The 22,430-nt window shown below is 55.8% G+C and carries 21 protein-coding genes; 8 read left to right on the top strand and 13 right to left on the bottom strand.

All coding sequences use genetic code 11. The annotated features are described in order from the left end of the window. Positions 1-181: 181 nt before the first annotated feature. From ubiA to malK, 5 genes are all read right to left on the bottom strand, one after another. Positions 182-1,051, bottom strand: a complete 870-nt coding sequence (gene ubiA, locus ACR42C_RS01270) for a 4-hydroxybenzoate octaprenyltransferase (protein WP_080329933.1) — start codon at positions 1,049-1,051, stop codon at positions 182-184. Positions 1,052-1,064: 13 nt separating this feature from the next. Beyond that, entirely contained in the window at positions 1,065-1,562 is a 498-nt protein-coding gene (gene ubiC, locus ACR42C_RS01265) for a chorismate lyase (protein ID WP_014882105.1), read from the bottom strand. Positions 1,563-1,742: 180 nt separating this feature from the next. Next, positions 1,743-2,696 (bottom strand): maltose operon protein MalM, encoded by a 954-nt coding sequence (malM, locus tag ACR42C_RS01260; protein WP_166709764.1) that lies wholly within the window; start codon positions 2,694-2,696, stop codon positions 1,743-1,745. Positions 2,697-2,809: 113 nt separating this feature from the next. Beyond that, positions 2,810-4,153, bottom strand: a complete 1,344-nt coding sequence (locus ACR42C_RS01255) for a maltoporin (protein WP_316380632.1) — start codon at positions 4,151-4,153, stop codon at positions 2,810-2,812. A gap of 71 nt (positions 4,154-4,224) precedes the next feature. Further along, positions 4,225-5,334: a maltose/maltodextrin ABC transporter ATP-binding protein MalK gene (malK, locus tag ACR42C_RS01250; protein ID WP_028015130.1), complete on the bottom strand. Its 1,110-nt coding sequence runs from the start codon at positions 5,332-5,334 to the stop codon at positions 4,225-4,227. 370 nt (positions 5,335-5,704) lie between these two features. On the opposite strand from malK, the gene malE reads away from it, so the two are divergent. The 3 genes from malE (at position 5,705) to malG (ending at position 9,470) form a co-directional block, all read left to right on the top strand. Beyond that, positions 5,705-6,895, top strand: coding sequence for a maltose/maltodextrin ABC transporter substrate-binding protein MalE (gene malE / locus ACR42C_RS01245; RefSeq protein ID WP_061099581.1), 1,191 nt, complete (start codon positions 5,705-5,707; stop codon positions 6,893-6,895). A 125-nt stretch (positions 6,896-7,020) separates the two neighbouring features. Next, a complete protein-coding gene (gene malF, locus ACR42C_RS01240) occupies positions 7,021-8,565 on the top strand; it encodes a maltose ABC transporter permease MalF (RefSeq protein ID WP_163330887.1) in 1,545 nt (514 codons plus the stop codon). 14 nt (positions 8,566-8,579) lie between these two features. After that, positions 8,580-9,470: a maltose ABC transporter permease MalG gene (gene malG / locus ACR42C_RS01235; protein WP_006810496.1), complete on the top strand. Its 891-nt coding sequence runs from the start codon at positions 8,580-8,582 to the stop codon at positions 9,468-9,470. A gap of 96 nt (positions 9,471-9,566) precedes the next feature. On the opposite strand, the gene psiE is transcribed toward malG, so the two are convergent. The 6 genes from psiE to pgi all read right to left on the bottom strand — a co-directional run bounded on the left by psiE (position 9,567) and on the right by pgi (position 15,954). Further along, positions 9,567-9,977, bottom strand: coding sequence for a phosphate-starvation-inducible protein PsiE (psiE, locus tag ACR42C_RS01230; RefSeq protein WP_000202963.1), 411 nt, complete (start codon positions 9,975-9,977; stop codon positions 9,567-9,569). 185 nt (positions 9,978-10,162) lie between these two features. After that, positions 10,163-12,259, bottom strand: a complete 2,097-nt coding sequence (locus tag ACR42C_RS01225) for a YjbH domain-containing protein (protein WP_028015126.1) — start codon at positions 12,257-12,259, stop codon at positions 10,163-10,165. Beyond that, on the bottom strand, positions 12,256-12,996 hold the full coding sequence (locus ACR42C_RS01220; RefSeq protein WP_479984655.1) for a capsule biosynthesis GfcC family protein: 741 nt from the start codon (positions 12,994-12,996) through the stop codon (positions 12,256-12,258). The genes ACR42C_RS01225 and ACR42C_RS01220 overlap by 4 nt, the downstream gene beginning before the upstream one ends. Continuing rightward, positions 12,993-13,631 (bottom strand): YjbF family lipoprotein, encoded by a 639-nt coding sequence (locus ACR42C_RS01215; RefSeq protein ID WP_116343976.1) that lies wholly within the window; start codon positions 13,629-13,631, stop codon positions 12,993-12,995. Before ACR42C_RS01215 ends, ACR42C_RS01220 begins: the two co-directional genes overlap by 4 nt. Before the next feature lie 63 nt (positions 13,632-13,694). Next, complete coding sequence (yjbE, locus tag ACR42C_RS01210) at positions 13,695-13,937, bottom strand: exopolysaccharide production protein YjbE (protein ID WP_013095034.1); 243 nt, start codon at positions 13,935-13,937, stop codon at positions 13,695-13,697. Positions 13,938-14,304: 367 nt separating this feature from the next. After that, positions 14,305-15,954 carry a glucose-6-phosphate isomerase gene (gene pgi / locus ACR42C_RS01205; protein ID WP_163330886.1) on the bottom strand — a complete coding sequence of 550 codons (1,650 nt, stop codon included), beginning with the start codon at positions 15,952-15,954 and terminating at the stop codon, positions 14,305-14,307. Between the two features lie 374 nt (positions 15,955-16,328). On the opposite strand from pgi, the gene lysC reads away from it, so the two are divergent. The 3 genes from lysC (at position 16,329) to ACR42C_RS01190 (ending at position 19,039) form a co-directional block, all read left to right on the top strand. Next, entirely contained in the window at positions 16,329-17,678 is a 1,350-nt protein-coding gene (lysC, locus tag ACR42C_RS01200) for a lysine-sensitive aspartokinase 3 (RefSeq protein WP_041911575.1), read from the top strand. 93 nt (positions 17,679-17,771) lie between these two features. Then, entirely contained in the window at positions 17,772-18,716 is a 945-nt protein-coding gene (gene panS / locus ACR42C_RS01195) for a ketopantoate/pantoate/pantothenate transporter PanS (protein WP_320720740.1), read from the top strand. A 50-nt stretch (positions 18,717-18,766) separates the two neighbouring features. Further along, entirely contained in the window at positions 18,767-19,039 is a 273-nt protein-coding gene (locus ACR42C_RS01190; protein WP_003860346.1) for a YjbD family protein, read from the top strand. Here the strand turns inward: ACR42C_RS01190 and rluF are convergent, their stop codons facing one another. Further along, entirely contained in the window at positions 19,040-19,912 is an 873-nt protein-coding gene (gene rluF / locus ACR42C_RS01185; RefSeq protein ID WP_047366837.1) for a 23S rRNA pseudouridine(2604) synthase RluF, read from the bottom strand. Positions 19,913-20,110: 198 nt separating this feature from the next. Here rluF and ACR42C_RS01180 point away from each other — a divergent pair, with 198 nt between their 5' ends. Continuing rightward, a complete protein-coding gene (locus ACR42C_RS01180) occupies positions 20,111-20,413 on the top strand; it encodes a type II toxin-antitoxin system RelE/ParE family toxin (RefSeq protein ID WP_316380637.1) in 303 nt (100 codons plus the stop codon). Positions 20,414-20,419: 6 nt separating this feature from the next. Further along, the gene (locus ACR42C_RS01175; protein WP_163330884.1) at positions 20,420-20,707 is read left to right on the top strand and encodes an addiction module antidote protein; all 288 of its coding nucleotides are present in this window, start codon (positions 20,420-20,422) and stop codon (positions 20,705-20,707) included. On the opposite strand, the gene ACR42C_RS01170 is transcribed toward ACR42C_RS01175, so the two are convergent. Then, positions 20,704-22,335 carry a Na/Pi cotransporter family protein gene (locus ACR42C_RS01170; RefSeq protein WP_479984654.1) on the bottom strand — a complete coding sequence of 544 codons (1,632 nt, stop codon included), beginning with the start codon at positions 22,333-22,335 and terminating at the stop codon, positions 20,704-20,706. The genes ACR42C_RS01175 and ACR42C_RS01170 overlap by 4 nt on opposite strands. Between the last annotated feature and the right edge of the window lie 95 nt (positions 22,336-22,430).

The raw sequence follows: 22,430 nt of genomic DNA, 5'->3' as shown, positions 1-22,430 counted from the left end.
TGATGTCAGCGTTAAAACAGTGTTTTATTTTTTTACGCTTAGAAAATAGACTAGCCCGGGAGAAGCGTAGGTGAAGCGCCTCACAAAAGCGCGAATTTATGAAACGACGGTTTAAATTTGTGAGGGCGGTAATGCCGGATGATGATGCGGCCATACCCGGCAGGGCACGACCGCGCGTCGATCAGGAAAAATAGCTCATGACCAGCCCTAAAAACAGCACCAGACCGACATAGTTATTGTTCATAAACGCCTTAAAACAGGCTTCGCGTTCGCGTTTTGCAATCAGCTTCTGCTGGTAGGCAAACAGCAATCCCGCCACCAGTATCGACCAGTAAAATTCCCAGTTCAGCCCGTTCAGGCGCGCAATCGCGACCATCAGCGCCAGTACCGCAACCTGCAGAATGCCAATGATGAGTTTGTCCTGACGACCAAAGAGGATGGCGGTCGATTTAATGCCTATTTTCAGGTCATCGTCGCGGTCAACCATCGCATATTGCGTGTCATACGCTACGGCCCAGAGAATATTCGCCAGGAACATCAGCCAGCAGCTAAGCGGTAAGGACTCACTAACCGCTGCAAACGCCATCGGAATCGACCAGCCAAACGCCGCCCCCAGCACCACCTGAGGCAGGTGGGTATAACGCTTCATAAAGGGATAGACCCAGGCCAGAGCCAGCGCTGCGACGGACAGCAGAATCGTCATGGTATTTAGGGTTAATACCAGCAGGAAAGAGAGCAGCACCAGAACGATGAACAGCACGCGGGCTTCTTTTCCGGTCACCTGGCCGCTGGGTAGCGGGCGGTTGGCAGTACGCTTTACGTGGCCGTCAAATTTACGATCGGCATAGTCATTCACCACGCAGCCCGCCGCGCGCATCAGCCAGACGCCGGCAACGAATACGCCCAGGATCCACAGCGGCGGCACGCCCGGCGTGGCCACCCACAGCGCCCATAAGGTCGGCCACAGCAGCAGCAACGCGCCAATGGGTTTATCGGTACGCATTAAACGGTGATACGCCAACAGCTTATTCTGCGTCAGGCTCCACTCCATTTTTTTCTTCCTCTTAGTACAACGGTGATGCCGGTAAAAAAAGCTCCGTCAGGATTAACGGCTTACCGCTCAGGCGAAGGCGGGAACGGCGCCCCCACAGTTCGGCATCACGACCAATCTCAATAAAATCACGGGTCAGCTCAGATGAGGTGAAGAGATAACGTCCCAGCGGCGTTTTCCCCAGCCGCTGCAGCGCCAGCTCAGGCCCGGAAAGCGTTGATTCGGGCACCACCGTGCGCCCGGCAAGCCAGGGTTCGCCATCGGCACAGAGCAAAATTTCGCGCAGCCAGTAGCGTTCCTCCTGCGGCAGCAGCGGCAGCTCGCTGGCGATCTCATCGCCAGAGACAAACCCTTCCTGAATCAGGGTCACCGTGACCGTTTTACCCTGTTGCTCAAAACGTTTCGTCATGGAATCTTCCAGCAACAACCAGTCCAGTTGCTGCGGATCAAGCGCAGGTATTTGGTCGAAATAGCGCAGCGCACGCAGTTGCGTTAGCGCAGGGTGTGACATGCCAGACTCTCCGATACATAACGTAATGGCATTGTATCGCAGAAACACAGATTGAGGGGGGCCAAACGTTATTTAACGATCACGATCGCAACATGGGCGCAACAGCATGGCGGATACGAAAAAAAGTGCGCCCACTCAGGCGCACTAAACTACTAACAAATCAGCACTGTGGGGAAACGGTTACCCCTTGCCTTTTACACTGCTGATAAAGGTGGAACGGGCAGTGGTTGAACCTAAACGTTCGGCTTCATCAAGCAGCTTCAGCGCTTTATCGACATCGCCGCGCTTCACCGCCTGCTTAATGGCGTTGTTGAAGTACTCTTCGGTGTCGTTCAGTACCGGCTCCGCTTTCTTCGCCGGGGCTGGCGCTGCGGCGGCGACCGGTGCGGCTGCTGTGGCAGCAGGTGCGGTGTAAGCAGGTGCTGCGGTATTACCCACGGTCACAGGGCCGTTACCGGAGGAGCCAAACAGCGGGCCGACCAGCACGCTGGAACCGCTGTTCGTTTTCACCTTCAGCTTTAACGTTCCGTCGGTGACGTGACGAGCGATCGGGTCTGGAATATCAGGAACCGCGTTACCGGTGCCTTTTGCGTAGGCTTTAGCCGGATCAAGCAGCGTGGTGGTCTTCTGGAGATCCTGCTCGGTGGTAAAGACCAGCACGTAGAGTTTTTGCTGGCCCAGCGCAGGGGTCAGGCGCATGACGCCTTCCAGACGATCGGCGCTCATCACGCCAGGCTCCTGGTAGGTAAAGTATTCGCTTGGGAAAAAGGCTGATGGCGTCATGTTCTGATCGAGAATCAGCACGTTTGGCGCAAATACGCTCGTCTGCTTGTTGACTTCACTGGTCAGGGTAATGGCCAGCTCACCGATATTGGCGGGTACGCTATACGCAGCGACCGGGCCGGTAATACCCGGAACATTAAGCGACTGGCCGCCCGTTGAGAGCTGGGTGGTCTGGGTTTTAGACTGATCGACAGGGGTCCAGACAAGCTGTTGCAGTGCCGCTGTCGGAATAGCTGGCGCAGATGTTGTGTTTTGCGGAACGAAGTTGACGTTAGCGAGCGTTACGGCAGGCGCGCTTGCCAGCAGCCCTGCGGATAAACAAAGGGCAAGGAGAGTTTTGTTCATTTTCATTGTTATCACCTCAAAATGCACAGGTTCAGCGGTAGCCAGGCAATAGCGCGCCGTCCCAAGGATTGAGGGGCTTGCGCCCCTCAGTTTGGTCATTACGTCAGGTTAAGACGGGATTACCACCAGATTTCCATCTGGGCGCCGAAGGACCACTCGTCGTTGTCGCCACGACCGAAGGAGCTTCCATTGAAACCATCTTTGAACGCTTTACCGTAGTTAGCGTTGTTAGATGGGTTACCGTTGTAGTCATAACCCCACTTCTCATCCCACTTGGCGTAGGTTGCGAATACACGGATTGCCGGGCGAGACCAAATGCTGTCGCCTGCCTGCCACTGTTGTGCCAGGGTGATTTTGTACTGGTTGTTGGTTTCGTCAGCGCTTTGCGATTTCACGTTGTCGTAACCCACTTCCAGCAAGGTGCTCATGATAGGCGTCCATTTGAACATCGGACGTACACCCACGGTCCACCACTTGGTCCCGTTGTTGTTATCCCAGTCGATGTCCTGGTACATACCGACATACATCAGATCCCAGCGATCGCCCAGAGAGATTGCACCGTGGTCGAGAATACGCAGCAGGCTACCGTTGTTGTTAATGTCGTAGGCATAACCCGAGTTAGAATCGATGCCTACACCAGTACCTTGAGACAAGCCTTTACCCTGAGACGTCATTGAGTCAGTGGCATACTGAACCACAAACTTGTTATAGCCCTTCAGCATGCTCTGGGTGTGCTCAGCGGTGAACATCCAACCATCTTTTGAAGCACCATCAACCAGGCGATAATCATCACGCGGGTTAGCACGACCGTAATCAACACCCAGTTCTAGAGTGCCGCCTGGGTTGATTTCCATCTGTGCCAGGCGCACGTCAAAGACATCGTTCGCTGTACGAGTGGTGTAATCATAAATACTGTTGCTGGCGAAAGAGGATGAACCGCCTGCTTCGGAAGAACGGGTTGCTGCCAGAGAGAGCTTACCAAAACCGACATCGATGTTTTCCAGACCCGCACCAGGACCAGAGATATCCCAGTAGTAGAAGTCGATCATATGTACGTCATGACGCTGATAGAAACGCTTACCGGCCCAGATGGTAGAGCCTGGCAGCCATTCGATCAGGTTTTTACCCTGCACGTTAGCTTCACGGAACGCCGGGTCAGTGGCTTCCCAGTCGTTCTGCTGCGCCACGGAGTACGCTACGTTGGTGTCGAAGTAGAAGCTCTTGTCGCCTTCTTTCCACACTTCCTGGCCCAGCTTCAGTTCCGCATAGGTTTCACATTCGTTACCAAGACGGTATTTACTTTGGGCACCGGTTGCCTGGAAGCACTGTTGTTCGCCGCCACTACCCGTCCAGCCGATACCGGAACGAGCATAACCATGGAAATCCACGGCCAGCGCCTGAGCAGACATTACGCCCGCTGCGACGGCAACTGCCAGAGGAAGTTTGCGCAGAGTAATCATCATTCTATCTCCTGAGATCATTGCTTTTCTTTGAACACTTCACCTGTCGGTTTCGTGTCTTCTTTTGGGATTGCTTAAACGCCTGGCTCTTTATGCAACCGACGACATGCAGTGCCATCCTCACGGAACAGATGGCAGCGCTCTGGCGGCAAGCCGATAGCGAATGTGGCACCCTCTTCTACCAACACCACGTCATTCTGGCGGTAGACCAGGTTCTGACGGATGGCGGGGATCTGGATATGAATCTGTGTTTCGTGACCAAGCTGTTCGACGACCTGAACTTCACCTTCCAGCGTCACATCCGCAATGTGGCTTGGCAGCAGATGCTCAGGACGGATACCGAGGGACATATTTGCCCCGACCTGTACGTTGGCGCTGTCGACCGGCAGCCAGACTTGCTGGCGGTTTGGCAGCTCCACCTGTACCTGTTCAATCGCCGTCGCCGTCACTTTAACAGGCAGGAAGTTCATCTTTGGCGAGCCAATAAAGCCCGCAACAAAGCGGTCTGCCGGGTAGTGATAGAGCTCCAGCGGTTTGCCCACCTGCGCCACGCGACCGGCGTCCAGCACCACGATTTTGTCAGCCAGGGTCATCGCTTCGACCTGATCGTGGGTGACGTAAATCATCGTGCGGCCAAGGCGCTTGTGCAGACGGGAGATTTCGATACGCATCTGGACGCGCAGCGCGGCATCCAGGTTAGAGAGAGGTTCATCGAGCAGGAACACGCGCGGCTCGGCCACCAGCGTACGGCCAATCGCCACGCGCTGACGCTGACCACCGGAAAGCGCTTTCGGTTTACGCTCCAGCAGGTGCGCCAGCTGTAACACTTCCGCCACCTGCGTAACGCGCTGGTTAATGACCTCTTTTTTTGCCCCGGCCAGCTTCAGGCCAAAAGACATGTTCTCGGCAACGGAAAGATGGGGATAAAGTGCATAAGACTGGAACACCATGCCTACGCCACGTTCGGCAGGCGGGATGTCGTTCATTCGGGTATCACCGATCAGCAAATCGCCGCTGGTGATGGTTTCAAGACCGGCAATCATACGCAGCAGAGTAGATTTACCACAGCCTGATGGGCCCACAAACACCACGAATTCGCCTTCAGTGATGTCCAGATTGATGTCTTTCGACACCACTACGTCGCCCCAGGCTTTCGTTACATTACGCAGCTGTACGCTCGCCATGCCCTTCTCCCTTCGTTACAACCTGTCACCGACAGAAACATTCAAGATAAGTTCACTATGGGGTATCCATTACTTTCGTGAATCCTCCACCCCCCGGCTTTTTTATGGGGGAGGAGGCGGGAGGATGAGAGAGCAGGCTCTGCGACCGCAGCCGGGGGGCTGAGGCGAAATTCGTGAAGCCGCCTGCAAAATTCGGTGGGTTTTTATGTGCGCCAGCACTCATAACTTAAATTTATGCAACGGAGATCACACAAACAGGGGGTGGGGCGTAGGGGTTGGGAGGATGGAAAGAGGATGTCAAATAAGGAGACTGAGTCACGTTGAACCACCTTATGTATCCACGAGCACATCACCAAAAAGGATGGCAGATATGAATATCAAGACTGGCGCACGCGTTTTCGCATTGTCCGCCCTTGCAGCAATGATGATTTCCGCCCCAGCGCTCGCCAAAATTGAAGAAGGCAAGCTGGTTATCTGGATTAACGGCGACAAGGGCTATAACGGCCTGGCCGAAGTGGGCAAAAAATTCGAAAAAGACACCGGTATCAAAGTTACCGTAGAACACCCGGACAAGCTGGAAGAGAAGTTCCCGCAGGTTGCAGCAACCGGTGACGGCCCGGACATCATCTTCTGGGCGCACGACCGTTTCGGCGGTTACGCGCAGTCTGGCCTGCTGGCTGAAGTCACCCCGGACAAAGCTTTCCAGGACAAACTGTTCCCGTTCACCTGGGACGCCGTTCGCTATAACGGCAAGCTGATTGCTTACCCAATCGCAGTTGAAGCCCTGTCTCTGATTTACAACAAAGACCTGGTGCCAAATCCGCCGAAAACCTGGGAAGAGATCCCGAAACTGGATAAAGAGCTGAAGGCGAAGGGTAAATCCGCCCTGATGTTCAACCTGCAAGAGCCGTACTTCACCTGGCCGCTGATTGCTGCCGACGGCGGTTACGCGTTCAAGTTTGAAAACGGCAAATATGACGTGAAAGACGTGGGCGTGGATAACGCGGGCGCGAAAAAAGGCCTGACCTTCCTGGTTGACCTGATTAAGAACAAACACATGAACGCGGATACCGACTACTCCATCGCGGAAGCGGCGTTCAACAAAGGCGAAACCGCGATGACCATCAACGGTCCGTGGGCCTGGACCAACATCGACAAGAGCAAAATCAACTACGGCGTGACGCTGCTGCCAACCTTCAACGGCAAGCCGTCTAAACCGTTCGTGGGCGTGCTGAGCGCGGGCATCAACGCCGCCAGCCCGAACAAAGAGCTGGCGAAAGAGTTCCTGGAAAACTACCTGCTGACCGATCAGGGCCTGGGTGAAGTGAACAAGGACAAACCGCTGGGTGCCGTTGCGCTGAAATCCTTCCAGGATCAGTTGGCGAAAGATCCACGCATCGCGGCTACCATGGATAACGCCCAGAAAGGCGAAATCATGCCGAACATCCCGCAGATGGCTGCGTTCTGGTACGCCACCCGTACTGCGGTCATCAACGCTGCAAGCGGTCGTCAGACTGTCGATGCCGCACTGAAGGATGCTCAGGGTCGTATTACTAAGTAATGCCGTAGTTCCCTCTCCCACTGGGAGAGGGTTAGGGTGAGGGTTGTCGCTATCCGCACGCCCTCACCCCGGCCCTCTCCCCCAGGAGAGGGAGAAAAGATCAAACGTTGTAGAGGAAGAACCCCATGGATGTCATTAAAAAGAAGCACTGGTGGCAAAGCGACGCGCTGAAGTGGTCAGCGATCGGTCTGCTGTGTCTGCTGGTGGGTTACCTTGTTGTTTTAATGTACGTACAAGGGGAATATCTTTTTGCCATCATGACGCTGATCCTGAGCTCTGCTGGCCTGTATATTTTCGCCAACCGTAAAGCCTATGCCTGGCGTTATGTTTACCCGGGCGTGGCCGGGATGGGGCTGTTTGTCCTGTTCCCACTGATCTGCACCATCGCCATTGCGTTTACCAACTACAGCAGCACCAACCAGCTTGCGCAGGAACGCGCCCAGCAGGTGCTTCTTGATCGCTCTTATCAGGCGGGTAAAACCTTCAACTTCGGCCTGTATCCTGCGGGTGACGAGTGGAAGTTAGCGCTTACCGACGGTGAGAGCGGCAAAAACTATATTTCCGACGCGTTCAAATTTGGCGGCGAGCAGAAGCTGGCCTTAAAAGAGGCTGCGGCCCTGCCGGAAGGTGAACGTGCCAACCTGCGTATCATCACCCAGAACCGCCAGGCGCTGACCCAGCTCACCGCCGTGCTGCCAGACGAAAGCAAAGTGACCATGAGCTCGCTGCGCCAGTTCTCCGGCACGCAGCCGCTTTATACCCTGGCGGATGACGGTACGCTGACCAACAACCAGAGCGGCGTGAAGTACCGTCCGAATAACGACATTGGTTTCTATCAATCCATTACCGCCGACGGAAAATGGGGTGATGACAAGCTCAGCCCGGGCTATACCGTCACCATCGGCTGGGACAACTTTACCCGCGTGTTTACCGACGAAGGCATCCAGAAACCGTTCTTTGCCATCTTCGTCTGGACGGTGGTGTTCTCGGTGCTGACGGTGATCCTGACCGTGGCCGTGGGCATGGTGCTGGCCTGTCTCGTGCAGTGGGAGTCGCTGAAAGGCAAAGCGATTTACCGCGTGCTGCTGATTCTGCCCTACGCCGTACCGTCGTTTATCTCGATTCTGATTTTCAAAGGACTGTTTAACCAGAGCTTCGGTGAAATCAACATGATGCTGAGCGCGCTGTTCGGTATCAAACCGGCCTGGTTCAGCGACCCGACCACCGCCCGTTCGATGATTATCATCGTGAACACCTGGCTGGGTTATCCGTACATGATGATCCTGTGCATGGGCCTGCTGAAGGCTATCCCGGACGATCTGTATGAAGCCTCGGCGATGGATGGCGCAGGTCCGTTCCAGAATTTCTTTAAAATTACGCTGCCTCTGCTCATTAAGCCGCTGACGCCGCTGATGATTGCCAGCTTCGCCTTTAACTTTAACAACTTCGTGCTGATTCAGCTGTTGACCAACGGTGGTCCGGACCGCCTTGGCACCACGACGCCGGCAGGCTATACCGACCTGCTCGTGAGCTACACCTACCGTATCGCCTTCGAGGGCGGCGGCGGTCAGGACTTCGGCCTGGCGGCGGCGATTGCCACCCTGATCTTCCTGCTGGTTGGCGCCCTGGCGATTGTGAACCTGAAAGCCACACGTATGAAATTTGACTAAGGAGGGCACTGAACATGGCAATGGTACAACCCAAATCTCAGAAACTGCGCCTCCTGGCGACGCACCTGGGCCTGCTGATTTTCATCGCGGCGATCATGTTCCCGCTGCTGATGGTCATCGCCATCTCCCTGCGTTCGGGCAACTTCGCCACCGGGAGCCTGATCCCGGATGAAATCTCCTGGGAACACTGGAAGCTCGCGCTGGGCTTCAGCGTGGAGCACGCGGATGGCCGCGTCACGCCGCCGCCGTTCCCGGTGCTGCTGTGGCTGTGGAACTCGGTGAAAGTGGCGACCATCACGGCGATTGGCATCGTGACGCTCTCCACCACCTGTGCTTATGCCTTCGCCCGCATGCGTTTTCCGGGCAAAGCGACGCTGCTGAAAGGCATGCTGATTTTCCAGATGTTCCCGGCCGTGCTGTCTCTGGTAGCGTTGTATGCTCTGTTTGACCGTCTCGGCCAGTACGTACCGTTTATCGGCCTGAATACCCACGGCGGCGTGATCTTCGCCTATCTCGGCGGTATTGCCCTGCACGTGTGGACCATCAAAGGCTATTTCGAAACCATCGACGGCTCGCTGGAAGAGGCGGCGTCGCTGGACGGTGCTACCCCATGGCAGGCGTTCCGTCTGGTGCTGCTGCCGCTGTCCGTGCCGATTCTGGCGGTGGTGTTTATCCTGTCGTTTATCGCGGCGATCACCGAAGTACCGGTTGCCTCACTGTTACTGCGCGATGTGAACAGCTACACCCTGGCCGTAGGCATGCAGCAATACCTCAACCCGCAAAACTACCTGTGGGGCGACTTTGCCGCGGCGGCCGTACTCTCCGCCATCCCGATTACCGTGGTGTTCCTGCTGGCCCAGCGCTGGCTGGTCAACGGCCTGACGGCGGGCGGCGTGAAAGGTTAAGTTTCATCTGTTATGCCACTGCAACCCTCAACTTTAGACGTATTGTATTGACCCAACTTGTGACTGTTATTCGGCGGCCTTCGGGCCGCCATTTTTTTATTCCCGTTTCAGCCGCTTCGAATTGCACAGCCAGAGGGTGATCACCAGCAGCAGGATCGCCGCCGAGTAGATCAGCACGTCGAGCGGAGACTTATGATCGACGATGATCAGCCGCACAATCGCAGTGATGCCAATGTAGACAAAATAGCGCAGCGGGAAGTGAAAGCCGGACTGAAAGTACTTCACAATCAGGGCGATAAATTCAAAGTAGAGAAAGTAGACCACCAGGCCTTCCACCAGCGCATATTTGCTGGTTTGTTCAGGGGCGAACAGCACATCCGCCAGATGCACCGTCTCTTTACCGAGAAAGACGACCAGGATCAGGCCAAGGCTCAGCAGACCGAGGTTCAGCACGGTCTGGAGGATGGTTGAGATAAACTCAACGCGCGGGCGAGTCAGGGATGTCATACAGCACCTCATTCTCCAGGGCGAGATTCCTGTATAACGCAAAAATGTGACGGGGATCTATATTTTTTGTTTATGTTTGGCGCAACAGAGAGGATCGCCCCTCACCCTAACCCTCTCCCCAGTGGGGAGAGGGAACTGCTCGGTGCGGTTTTCACCCTCTCCCCTCTGGGGTGAGGGGACAAACATTAACGGAAGTTAATGTTCTTATCGCTGGTCATGTCATACAGCTGGAACTTACGCCCAAGCTGCTGACCCCCGTCACGCGTCAGCGGCGTCCAGCCCACCGCCGCGCGGCTGCGGGTCGGACCTGACGAGAAGAGATCCAGCGGAATCGACACGTAGACCCCTTTGGTGAAGTCCCCTTCCCCGTATTCGTCCGGCGAGACGTTGGTGATGGTGGCGTAGCCGCCCACCACGACCCCGCTGTCGAAGTGTTTGGAGATATCCAGCGTGCCGCCCTTATCGCCCGCCAGATACTGGCCGACGCTGGCTTTCACCAGTACGTCCTGCGCGAACGATGGCGTCCAGTAGGCGGTCAGGTGGCCGGTTTTGACGCTGTAGTCGGTGAACTTCATCATGTCCTGCGCGCTGCGCCAGTCACGCTGCTTAACGTAGTTGGCATCAATCCCGAACGCCCAGTTGCTGTCGACGGGACGATACAGCACCTCCGCCCCCGCGCCGCCGAACATAGTCTCCAGGTAGCCCCCGTAAACCTGGCCGTAGAAGCCGTTGCCGAAGTACTGGAAGTAGTTGGCCTGCAGGTTATTCACATAGACATCGTTCTGCACGTATTCACGCACGCGGGTACGCACGCGCGGCAGCTTCGAGTCGTTCGGCGGGTTGGTGTAGTTAAACTTGTCGTAGTTGTTCGCGATGTTGCCGAACAGGCTACCGGTGGTCAACAGGTGATCGGTGACCCACAGATCCGCCGTCGCCATCGCACCCAGTTGATACATGTAGAAGTTTTCCGGCCCGCCGACGGACTGGTTCAGCACAGGGTCGATATGGAAATCAAAGCGTGATTTGTCGATATACCAGCCCTGCTCGGTGGTTTCCGGCACGATCGGCTCTACGCGTTTTTGCACCAGCTCGGTTTCATGCCCGAGCGGTTCGCCTTCCAGGTGGCGCTTGAGGCTGGCGACATCGGTTTCGGTTGTAACCTGAGGCAGATTCAGGCGGTTCTCCGTCACGCGGATCGTGCGGATCCCGTCCGGGAGATCGTTCATCACGATCCGGTTGGCGCGTTCGATCCCTTCCCGCGAGTCGCGATATTTCACCTGCTCGCCGGTGACGTACAGCGTATCGCCTTTCACCTGAATTTTCGGATCGGCCAGACCGGCGTTGTATTTCAACAGCGTCAGCTGGTTTGCCACCACGGAGTGCTGCAGAATCGCATCCTGCGGCTCCGGCCGGTAGGCAGGCCGCGCGTTATCGTTGTAGTGCGGCCGCATGTCGTTAAAGTTAGTGCGCAGCGTGAAGCCAAACATCACCGTGTTGCCGCGCTCGTAGCTGAGGTTAACGTCGGCCCAGTCGGTGACGCGATAAATGGCGCCGACGTTAAACTTGCTCTTCTGCTCAATCTTCCCGGCGAAGTCCTGCGAGTAGTCGTTCCCTTCGTACTCCAGCTTCAGGCGCAGCGGCTGCCACGGTGTCTGGTATTCCACGCCGCCGAACAGCGAGGCCGGACCATGGAACATCTGATCGCCGTTGATGGAGCCCGCTTTCTTGTAGCTGTTATCGCGATAGCAGTATTTATCGCTGTAGGTACAGAACGGGTTTTTGACGTTGCCGCTGGTGCCGAGATAACCCCAGCCAAGTCCCAGAGAGAAGTCAAACGGCCCCCAGGCTTTGCTGGCCACGATGTATTCCGCATCAAACAGGCCGGTCCCGCCGATATCTTTTGCACCCACGGAGACCTGCGGCATCCAGTAGCTCTCTTCCCACAGGCGCAGCTTGACGTCGAAGGCTTTATCTTTGTAGGTCTGATCGCCGGAGAAGGCGTCGACGCTGCTGTACTGTTTCGTACGCACGTCGGTGTAGCGCAGCGTGGTTTCGAGCCACGGGAAAAGCTGTACGGAGGCGGAATAGTAGCGATACTGGTCGTTATCGCGGTAGTTCAGGCTAATTTCCCCTTCACGCGCCATGCGCGCGGTAGGCGTTTGCAGTAAACCGACGCCGCCGAAGTCTGACTGAGACGGGCCAACAGGTGCCGGATACGTTTCTGCATGGCAGGCGGCGCTTACGCAGAGCGCCAGCATGCTGTAGAGATAGGTTCTTTTCATTCTTCCGGTATCCGCTGTGTCAGGGAGTGAAGGATATCGGCGTTAAGCCCGTCATATGCCTTCGTCCAGAAATGGTCGGCAAAACCGACAAAAATGATGCTGCCCGGCATGGGTTCGATATGGCGTTTATTCCAGTACGCCACCGGCGCTTTTTGCGTATGCCCGTCGGGATAAATAATCCATGCGTAGCTGTTATCCGCGCCGCTCAGCATGCTTTGTTCGTCAAGATAGCTCGCCACGTCGCGGCCGGGCGTAAAGGGCTTTTTACCCGGGCTGCTGATAAGCCCCATCACGGTCACCGTCGTCGGCTTCACCGGCAGCCAGAGGGTGTACTCCCCTTGAAGCGTGGGGTTGCCCTTTTCCGTGACGCGCACTTCATCTGGATCAAGATTGACTTTCTGGCGGCCTGTCACCTTCAGCGCCTGAAGCTGCTGGCGAACGCTGTTAATGGCTGCGGCATCGTCGCCGTCTTCCTGCTCTGCCAGACCCGTCAGTCGGGCCAGCAAGGCAAGGTGTTCCTGCTCCGCCTTAACCGTCGCCTGACGCTCGCCAATCACCGCTCCCGGCCACCAGCTGTTGGCAAGCCTCGGCTGCCCGACGAGATCGAGCAGATGCTCGGCGTTGGTTAAGGTTTTGGGTTTTTCACTGTCCGGCGTGTAGACCTTTACCGTTCCTGCTGACCATGCCAGCGGCGCGGCAAGACTGGCGAGAAGCGCAGCGTAGATGAGCGTTTTCATGATTTCGCCGCCTTGATCAGGGTGGTTTTCACCGGGAAGAAACCGGCGCCGAGATACTGTAAGGACTGACGGATCTGCCCTTCCTCGTCAATCCAGAAGCGGTTATGCCAGGTGGCCTGGTCGGTTGTCACCTTCTCATCCAGCACGCGAACCTGCGTTTCGTCGCTGCCCACCTTCACGCTATCCGTACCGTCCCAGCGGAAAGTGGAGCGGGCCGTGGCGTAGCGCACCTGCTTGTGCTCGGTCCAGCCCATGGTGCGCGTCCAGCCTGCACCGTCGACGATCTGATTTGGCTTGATGAGCGGGTCTTCGGCGAGATTATTCACCTCGAGCAGGTTATCGCCGCCGAGCAGCGTTTTCACAATACGACCATGCTGCGTCACGATGGTGGCCTGATCCTGCGTCACCCATTTCTGCTGCCCGTTTTCATCGAAAGCGAGCACCACAAACAGTTGCGGGCCATCATTAAGCTGCATGTACTGGCTGGCGTACGGCATGTTCTGAAGTTCGTCATCGGTCAGATGCACGCCCGGTGTGCCGAACAGGCTGTCCCACAGTGAATGCCCCAGCCCTTTGGTGGTGGCTGAGCACGCCTGCAACAGCAGGCAAATCAGAATGATTGCAGGTCGCTTCACGACTCTTCTCCGAAGGGGCGAAATAACCACACCGAAGTGTGGTTATGATTAAAACACCCGGTATTACTGGGTGCTGGTTGTCGTAGTGGTCGTGGTTCCGGTATTGGAGCCATCACCGCCACCGGTTGCCGCCAGCGCGACACCCACGGCTGAACTTACGGTGCTGGTGCTGGCTGCGGTAGAACTTCCCGCAGACGCAGACGTCGCTGCCGACCCTGCTGCTTCCCCGACCTGGACCGGAGCTGCATAGACAGAGGTCGCCGCAAGTGCAGATATGGCAAAAATGCCATACAGTACTTTCTTCATAACAATTTCCCTTCAATGAATGAATGGAGATTTGCCCGAAAAGAAATTCAGGCGGAATCGAGTATACACAACTACAGCAGTGGGTTTACCGTAGGGGGAAATAGGGGAGTGGTTTTCGGACTAATGGATAAAACAGAAAAGAAAAACAAAACATTAAAATAAATTAACAATTAAAATCAATAAGTTATAATATAACTTTATTATCTTGCTTCTGCGTATTTTCTTAAAATAAACCGCAGCAATTAGCAGGTTAAGCGCCTTTTTCAGATTAAACTCAGAGTCAGAATTTGAGTTAACTAACAGACATCAGGAATTATCCGATAAAAAAAATGCCGGCATATCGCCGGCATTTTTCATGACATATTAATTACGCACGCCATGCTTTATAACGGTTAATCAAACCATTGGTGGAGCTGTCGTGGCTGTCGATCGCTTTATCGTCACCCAGCTCTGGCAGAATACGGTTTGCCAGCTGTTTGCCCAGCTCAACGCCCCACTGGTCAAAGGTGAAGATGTTCAGAATAGCGCCCTGAGTGAAGATCTTGTGCTCGTACAGCGCAATCAGCGCGCCCAGGCTGAATGGCGTGATTTCACGCAGCAGGATGGAGTTGGTTGGACGGTTGCCTTCGAACACTTTGAACGGCACAACGTGCTCCAGCGTGGCCGGATCTTTACCCTGGTCACGGTATTCCTGCTCTACCACCTCGCGGGATTTACCGAACGCCAACGCTTCTGTCTGTGCGAAGAAGTTAGACAGCAGCTTCGGATGGTGGTCGGACAGCGGGTTGTGTGTAATCGCCGGCGCGATGAAATCGCACGGTACCATTTTGGTGCCCTGGTGAATCAGCTGGTAGAACGCGTGCTGACCGTTGGTGCCCGGCTCGCCCCAGATGATTGGTCCAGTCTGGTAATCCACCGCGTTGCCGTTACGGTCAACGTACTTACCGTTGGATTCCATGTTCCCCTGCTGGAAGTAGGCCGCAAAGCGGTGCATGTACTGGTCGTACGGCAGAATTGCTTCGGTTTCAGCGCCGAAGAAGTTGTTGTACCAGATCCCAATCAGCGCCAGCAGTACCGGCAGGTTTTTCTCTGGTGCAGTGGTGGAGAAGTGTTTGTCCATTGCGTGCGCGCCGGAGAGCAGCTCAACGAAGTTGTCGAAGCCCACGGACAGGATGATGGACAGGCCGATTGCAGACCACAGAGAGTAGCGGCCACCAACCCAGTCCCAGAACTCGAACATATTCGCGGTGTCGATACCGAACTCGCTGACGGCTTTACCGTTGGTGGACAGCGCCGCGAAGTGTTTCGCCACGTGCTTGTTGTCGCCCGCGGTTTTCAGGAACCAATCGCGCGCGCTGTGGGCGTTGGTCATGGTTTCCTGAGTGGTGAAGGTTTTGGACGCCACCAGGAACAGGGTGGTTTCCGGATTTACGTTCTTCAGCACTTCGGCGATGTGGGTACCATCGACGTTAGAGACAAAGTGCATGTTGAGATGGTTTTTGTACGGACGCAGCGCTTCGGTCACCATGAACGGACCGAGGTCAGAGCCGCCGATACCGATGTTAACAACATCCGTAATTGCTTTGCCGGTGTAGCCTTTCCACTGACCTGAGATGATCGCTTCGGAGAAGGTTTTCATCTTTTCCAGCACCGCGTTTACTTCCGGCATCACATCTTTGCCGTCAACGATGATTGGCGTATTGCTACGGTTACGCAGGGCCACGTGCAGCACGGCACGGTCTTCGGTGCGGTTGATCTTTTCGCCGGAGAACATGGATTTGATGGCGTCGGCAAGCTCAGTCTCTTTTGCCAGATCCTGCAGTTTTGCCAGCGTCTCTTCGGTAATGCGGTTCTTGGAGAAATCCACCAGCATCAGGTCATCGAAGGTCGCGGAGAACTTAGTGAAACGATCGGCATCTTTCGCGAACAGATCCGCGATGGTGACGTCCTTCATTTCATCAAAATGTTTCTGTAGTGCCTGCCAGGCAGCGGTCTGCGTTGGGTTGATGTTTTTCATTAGCAATACTCTTCTGATTTGAGAATTGTGACTGCGGTCGATTGTAGCGCCTGCAAATAAAAATTGTGATGGTTTTTATGCCATTGCCCTGGCCTGTATCAAACACAGGTGAAAAGACCCGAAAAGTATAGCTGCTGAAGAGCCCTCCCGGGGCGGCGAAATGTTGGTCAAAACAGGGTAAAATGGAGCATAAAATATGGCCCTGTTATAAGTCCTGTTTCTCAGGGGTACCCCCCCATAAAAAATCCGCATAATCCCAGCATTGACAGGACCTCCCCCACATTTTATTTATAGGGCCGTATTTTGCGCCTGCACCTGTTTTCGTTTCACTCTTGTGCCAAGGTCGCTTATTCATTCCCTGACACGAGGTTGTTATGACGAGTTTTGTGGTCGCCAAGTTTGGCGGCACCAGTGTGGCCGATTACGATGCCATGAACCGCAGCGCCGATGTGGTGCTGGCCGATCCGAATACCCGCCTGGTGGTGCTCTCTGCATCTGCCGGCGTGACGAACCTGCTGGTTTCTCTGTCTGAAGGACTGGAAGCGACAGAACGTTTCGTAAAGCTGGATGCACTGCGCAAAATTCAGTTCGACATCCTTGAACGTCTGCAGAATCCAAACGTGATCCGCGAAGAAGTGGAACGCCTGCTGGAAAATATCACCACCCTGGCAGAAGCGGCGTCTCTGGCCACCTCTACCGCCCTGACCGATGAACTGGTCAGCCACGGTGAATTGATGTCTACCCTGCTGTTCGTTGAAATCATGCGCGAGCGTAACGTTCAGGCGCAGTGGTTTGACGTGCGTAAAGTGATGCGTACCAGCGATCGTTTTGGCCGCGCCGAACCGGACGTTGAGATGTTGGCCGAGCTCACAAACCAGCAGCTGGCTCCGCGCCTGGCAGAAGGCATGGTGATCACCCAGGGCTTTATCGGCAGCGAAGCGAAAGGACGCACGACAACGCTTGGCCGTGGCGGCAGCGACTACACCGCCGCGCTGCTGGGCGAGGCCCTGCATGCAACGCGCGTGGATATCTGGACTGACGTGCCGGGTATTTACACCACCGATCCGCGCGTCGTTTCCGCGGCGAAACGTATTGATGTGATCGCCTTTGAAGAAGCGGCGGAAATGGCCACCTTCGGCGCGAAAGTGCTGCATCCGGCAACGCTGCTGCCCGCCGTGCGCAGCGACATTCCGGTCTTCGTTGGCTCCAGTAAAGATCCAAAAGCGGGCGGGACGCTGGTCTGCAAGAAAACCGAGAACCCGCCGCTGTTCCGCGCGCTGGCCCTGCGCCGTCGCCAGACGCTGGTGACGCTGCACAGCCATAATATGCTCCACTCCCGCGGTTTCCTGGCGGAAGTGTTTGGCATTCTGGCGCGCCATAACATCTCTGTAGATTTGATTACCACCTCCGAAGTGAGCATTGCGCTGACGCTGGACACCACTGGCTCCACCTCGACCGGCGACACCCTGCTGACGCAGTCGCTGCTGATTGAGCTGTCTGAACTGTGCCGCGTGGAGGTGGAAGAAGACCTGGCGCTGGTGGCCATCATCGGTAACAAGCTATCGCGCGCCTGCGGCGTGGGCAAAGAGGTGTTCGGCGTGCTCGACCCGTTCAACATCCGTATGATCTGCTACGGTGCTTCAAGCTACAACCTCTGCTTCCTCGTGCCTGCCGATCAGGCTGAGCAGGTGGTGCAGAAACTTCATCAGAATTTGTTTGAATAAAATTCGTTAGCACGATAAACAATACCTATAAGCCGGGCACAGACCCGGCTTTTTTATAACTAAACAACACGACAATACTGCAAGGAATTCACTATGTTATCCGCTATCACCCGGCTGTTCCCGCTATGGGCGCTGCTGCTCTCGGTACTCGCTTATTACACGCCCACCACGTTCACCGGCATTGGCCCGTGGGTCACCACGCTGCTGATGCTGATTATGTTCGGCATGGGCGTGCACCTGAAAATCGACGATTTTAAACGCGTGCTGTCGCGCCCGGCGCCGGTGGCCGCAGGGATCTTCCTGCACTACCTGGTGATGCCGCTCGCGGCCTGGCTGCTGGCGATGGCCTTTAAGATGCCGCCCGATCTCTCCGCCGGGATGGTGCTGGTGGGCAGCGTCGCCAGCGGTACGGCATCTAACGTGATGATCTATCTTGCGAAAGGTGATGTGGCGCTCTCCGTTACCATCTCTTCCGTTTCCACGCTGGTGGGCGTGATTGCCACGCCGCTGTTAACCCGCCTGTACGTGGATGCGCATATTCAGGTGGACGTGATGGGCATGCTGCTCAGCATTCTGCAGATAGTAGTAATCCCGATTGCGCTGGGGCTGGTCATTCACCATCTTTTCCCGCGCGTGGTGAAGGCCGTTGAGCCGTACCTGCCCGCGTTTTCGATGGTCTGCATTCTGGCGATCATTAGCGCCGTGGTGGCGGGTTCCGCATCGCACATTGCTTCCGTAGGCATTGTGGTGATCGTCGCCGTGGTGCTGCATAACACGATTGGCCTGCTGGGCGGCTACTGGGGCGGGAAGCTGTTTGGCTTTGACGAGTCCACCTGCCGCACGCTGGCTATCGAGGTAGGCATGCAGAACTCCGGCCTGGCGGCGGCGCTGGGTAAAATTTACTTCTCGCCGCTGGCGGCCCTGCCGGGCGCGCTGTTCTCCGTCTGGCATAATCTCTCCGGCTCGCTGCTGGCGGGCTACTGGTCCGGCAAACCGATTGATGAGCAAACGAAAAAAGATGCGGTGAAGCAGGGTTAATTTACGCTGCTTGCTTTACACTGAAGCCTCTCTATCAGGAGGCTTCAGCAATGGCTACACCACGTTTGACCCAGAAAGACATGACGGAAGCGGAGCAGCGTGAACTTAAAACGCTTCTCGACCGCGCCCGCATCGCGCATGGCCGCACGCTGACGAACGCCGAAACCAATCAGGTGAAAAAAGAGTACATCGATAAGCTGATGGCGCAGCGTGAGGCTGCGGCCAAAAAAGCCCGCAAGCTGAAAAAAGAGCAGGCTTATAAGCCGGATGCAGAGGCGACCTTTTCCTGGTCGGCCAATACCTCTACCCGTGGAAGGCGCTAGTTAGCGCCCTTTCTTTTTACGCCCCGGCTGGGTAAAGCGTTTTCCGTTACCCGGCTTGCCTCGCCCTTTCTCTTCCGCCTGCGGCGCCTTCACCACCGGACGCTTAATCGCCTGCGTTTTCGGTTTTGCTTTAGCTTTCGGCTTCGCCTCGGACGAGGAGTTCTCGATAAGCTTGAACAGCTCAATCAGCTCGTCATCTGTTAAGTCACGCCACTCGCCCAGCGGAATACCGGACAGGCTGACGTTCATGATGCGCGTGCGTTCCAGCTTCGTCACTTCATAGCCGAAGTACTCGCACATGCGGCGGATCTGTCGGTTCAGGCCCTGCACCAGCGTAATGCGGAACGCGAACGGGGCTTCTTTCTTGACCTTACACTTCTTCGTGACGGTGCCGAGGATCGGCACACCGGCGCCCATGCCGCGAATAAATTCGTCCGTGACCGGCTTATTTACCGTCACAATGTACTCTTTCTCGTGGTCGTTACCGGCACGCAGGATTTTGTTGACCAGATCGCCGTGATTGGTGAGGAAAATCAGCCCCTGAGAGTCTTTATCCAGACGGCCAATCGGGAAGATGCGGCTGCTGTGGTTCACGAAATCAACGATGTTGTCCCGCTCGCCGTCTTCCGTGGTGCTGACAATCCCAACCGGTTTGTTCAACGCGATAAACACCAGGTCTTCTGCATCACGCGGTTCGATGAGCTGACCATTCACTTTAACCACATCGCCAGGGACCACCTGATCGCCGATGGTGGCGCGTTTGCCGTTAAGAAACACGTTACCTTGTTCAATGTAACGGTCAGCCTCGCGACGTGAGCAGATCCCGCTCTCGCTAATGTATTTGTTTAATCGGGTTGATTGAGTTGGCAGCATAGTTTCTCCTGTGAAGGGCGAAATATACCTTAGGTTTGGGCCGAAAAAAAAGATTAGCTGAAGGTAACTGAAGCGGGTTTTTTAGTTTGCGAGACGCTTTCAGGATTTAGCGTCAGGCCATTTATCCTTGTGCTAACTCCTTTTAGTTTTACTCTCCAGAAACAATTAATTTGTAGTTTATAAATTACAGGGAGTAATATGAAGGAGATTGTTCAGACAGAATCCTTCCAACGCTGGGAGCAAAACTTAAAAGATCGGCGAGCGAAGACCATTATCGCTTCCCGCCTCTTTCGGTTGGCAAATGGTTTAGCGGGCGACATTAAACCCGTTGGGGAAGGTATAAGTGAGCTGAGGATCCACTATGGTCCAGGCTACAGAATTTATTTTAAAGACCAGGGCAATTGCATCATCGTGCTGTTATGTGGTGGTGACAAAAGCAGCCAGGCCAGAGACATACTTGTGGCAAAAATGCTGAGCAATGTATCCCAATGGCAGGAGTGAATGAGCATGCATAAATTAACATCCTACGATCCAGCAAACGCGCTGGTGGATGACGAGGAAATCGCCGTATTTATGGCTGATGCATTAGAAACTGGCGACTCAGCGTATATTGCTAAAGCGCTGGGCGTCATCGCGCGCGCGAAAGGAATGTCGACCATTTCACAGCAAACGGGTCTATCACGAGAACAACTGTATCGATCGTTCAGTGAGAAAGGAAACCCAACGCTTAAAACCACTCTGGCGGTCATGAAAGCATTGGGTCTTGGGCTAACAATCAAACATGCCGGAGATTAATACTCACCCCGCTCGTCGTCTTCATCCGGCTGCTCCATCACGCTGTACGCCACCGCGCAGAACAACGAGTTGAGACGCTTCATATCCCCGAGCAGCCCCAGATGCAGCGAACTGGTTTCGATGCTCTGCACGTTCTGCTGGTGCAGACGCTCAACGTGGGCGTGCGAATAGCGGCGGTTGAGGATGCGGAAACGATGCTTGTTGCGGCGCAGGCGGCGAGCGCTCGGTACGTCGCTGGAGAAGAAGACCGACATCGCCAGCTTGAGGTTGCTCACCAGTTGTTCGTGGAGCGCTTCCAGCTCCTTCAGCCCTTCAACGGAGAACGCCCGACGCGCGGCCAGCGATTTATCGGCGATTTCGCTGCCCATACGCTCGACGATATCCGAGGCCTGCTCGAGGTTGAGCGACATCTCGATGATTTCCGCCCACCGGCGGGATTCCTCCTCCGCCAGCTCGTCCTGCGGGATACGCGCCAGATAGAGCTTGATGGCGGTATACAGCACGTTGATGTCGTCCGCCAGCCTGCGCAGCTCTTTTTCCTCGCGCGGCTCGCCGTGCATCACCTTCTGCAGCCCTTCAAGCATGGTTTCCATTGCATCGCCCATGCGCAGCGTTTCGCGGGCGGCGTTAGCGATAGCCAGCGCGGGGGTATCCAGCACGGAAGTATCCAGATGCTTCGGCTTAAGGCGCGCGTCCAGCTCCGGTTCGTCGCTGATAAGCCGCTCGCAGAAGCGGGCCATCGGCGTGGCAAACGGCACCATCGCCAGACAGCGCACCAGGTTATAGAACACGTGGAAGTAGATCACCAGCTCCGCTTTCGGCAGGGGGAGGTTGTCCATCAGGTTCGCCAGCGGATGTACAAACGGCAGAATAATCAGGCTGCCCACCAGCTTAAACAGCAGGCTCCCGAGCGCCACGCGACGTGCAGCGGCATTGGCGGCGCTGTTGTTGAGCATTGCCAGCAGGCCAGAGCCGAGGTTAGCGCCTATCACCAGACACAGCGCAACCGGGAAGGAGATCGCGCCTGCTGCGGTGAGCGTGGCCGTCAGCAGCACGGCTGCCAGGCTGGAGTAGCTGATGATGGCAAACACTGCCCCGATCAGCGCATCCAGCATGATGTCACCTGTCAGCGAGGCGAAGATCACCTGCACGCCGTTCGCCTGGGTGATAGGCGTCACCGCCTGCACGATCAGCTCCAGCGCCAGCAGGATGAGGCCGAGGCCAATGCCGACGCGTCCGAGCTGCCCGGCACGCGTCTGCTTGCGGCCAAGGAAGAAAATGACGCCAATAAAAATCAGCAGCGGCGAGAGCCACGAGAGGTCAAAGGTCAGGATACGCGCCATCAGCGCGGTGCCGACGTCAGCGCCCAGCACGATCACCAGCGCCGGGGCGAGCGCGACCAGATCCTGCGCCACGAACGAGGTGACGAGCATAGTGGTGGCATTGCTGCTTTGCACCAGCGCCGTCACGCCGATACCCGCGCAGAAGGCGAGCGGCTTCTTCTCAACGCTGCCGCTGAGAACGGTACGTAAGCGCGCGCCAAACACGCGCATCACGCCGGTGCGGACAATATGGGTGCCCCATACGAGCAGTGCGACTGCCGAAAGCAAATGTAACAACGTCAGCACGGAAGTGGGTTCTCCTTATCGTTATAGATTTTATGATTAAGTATAAGGGTTTAAACGTAAGAAAGAGACAGGGCACCGTTGAGGTGCCCTGTTTG

This window comes from Enterobacter sp. MG-EB028, from assembly GCF_056673305.1.
Note: the sequence above shows the minus strand (reverse complement) of the source record. Positions and strands in the feature narration are given on the sequence as shown.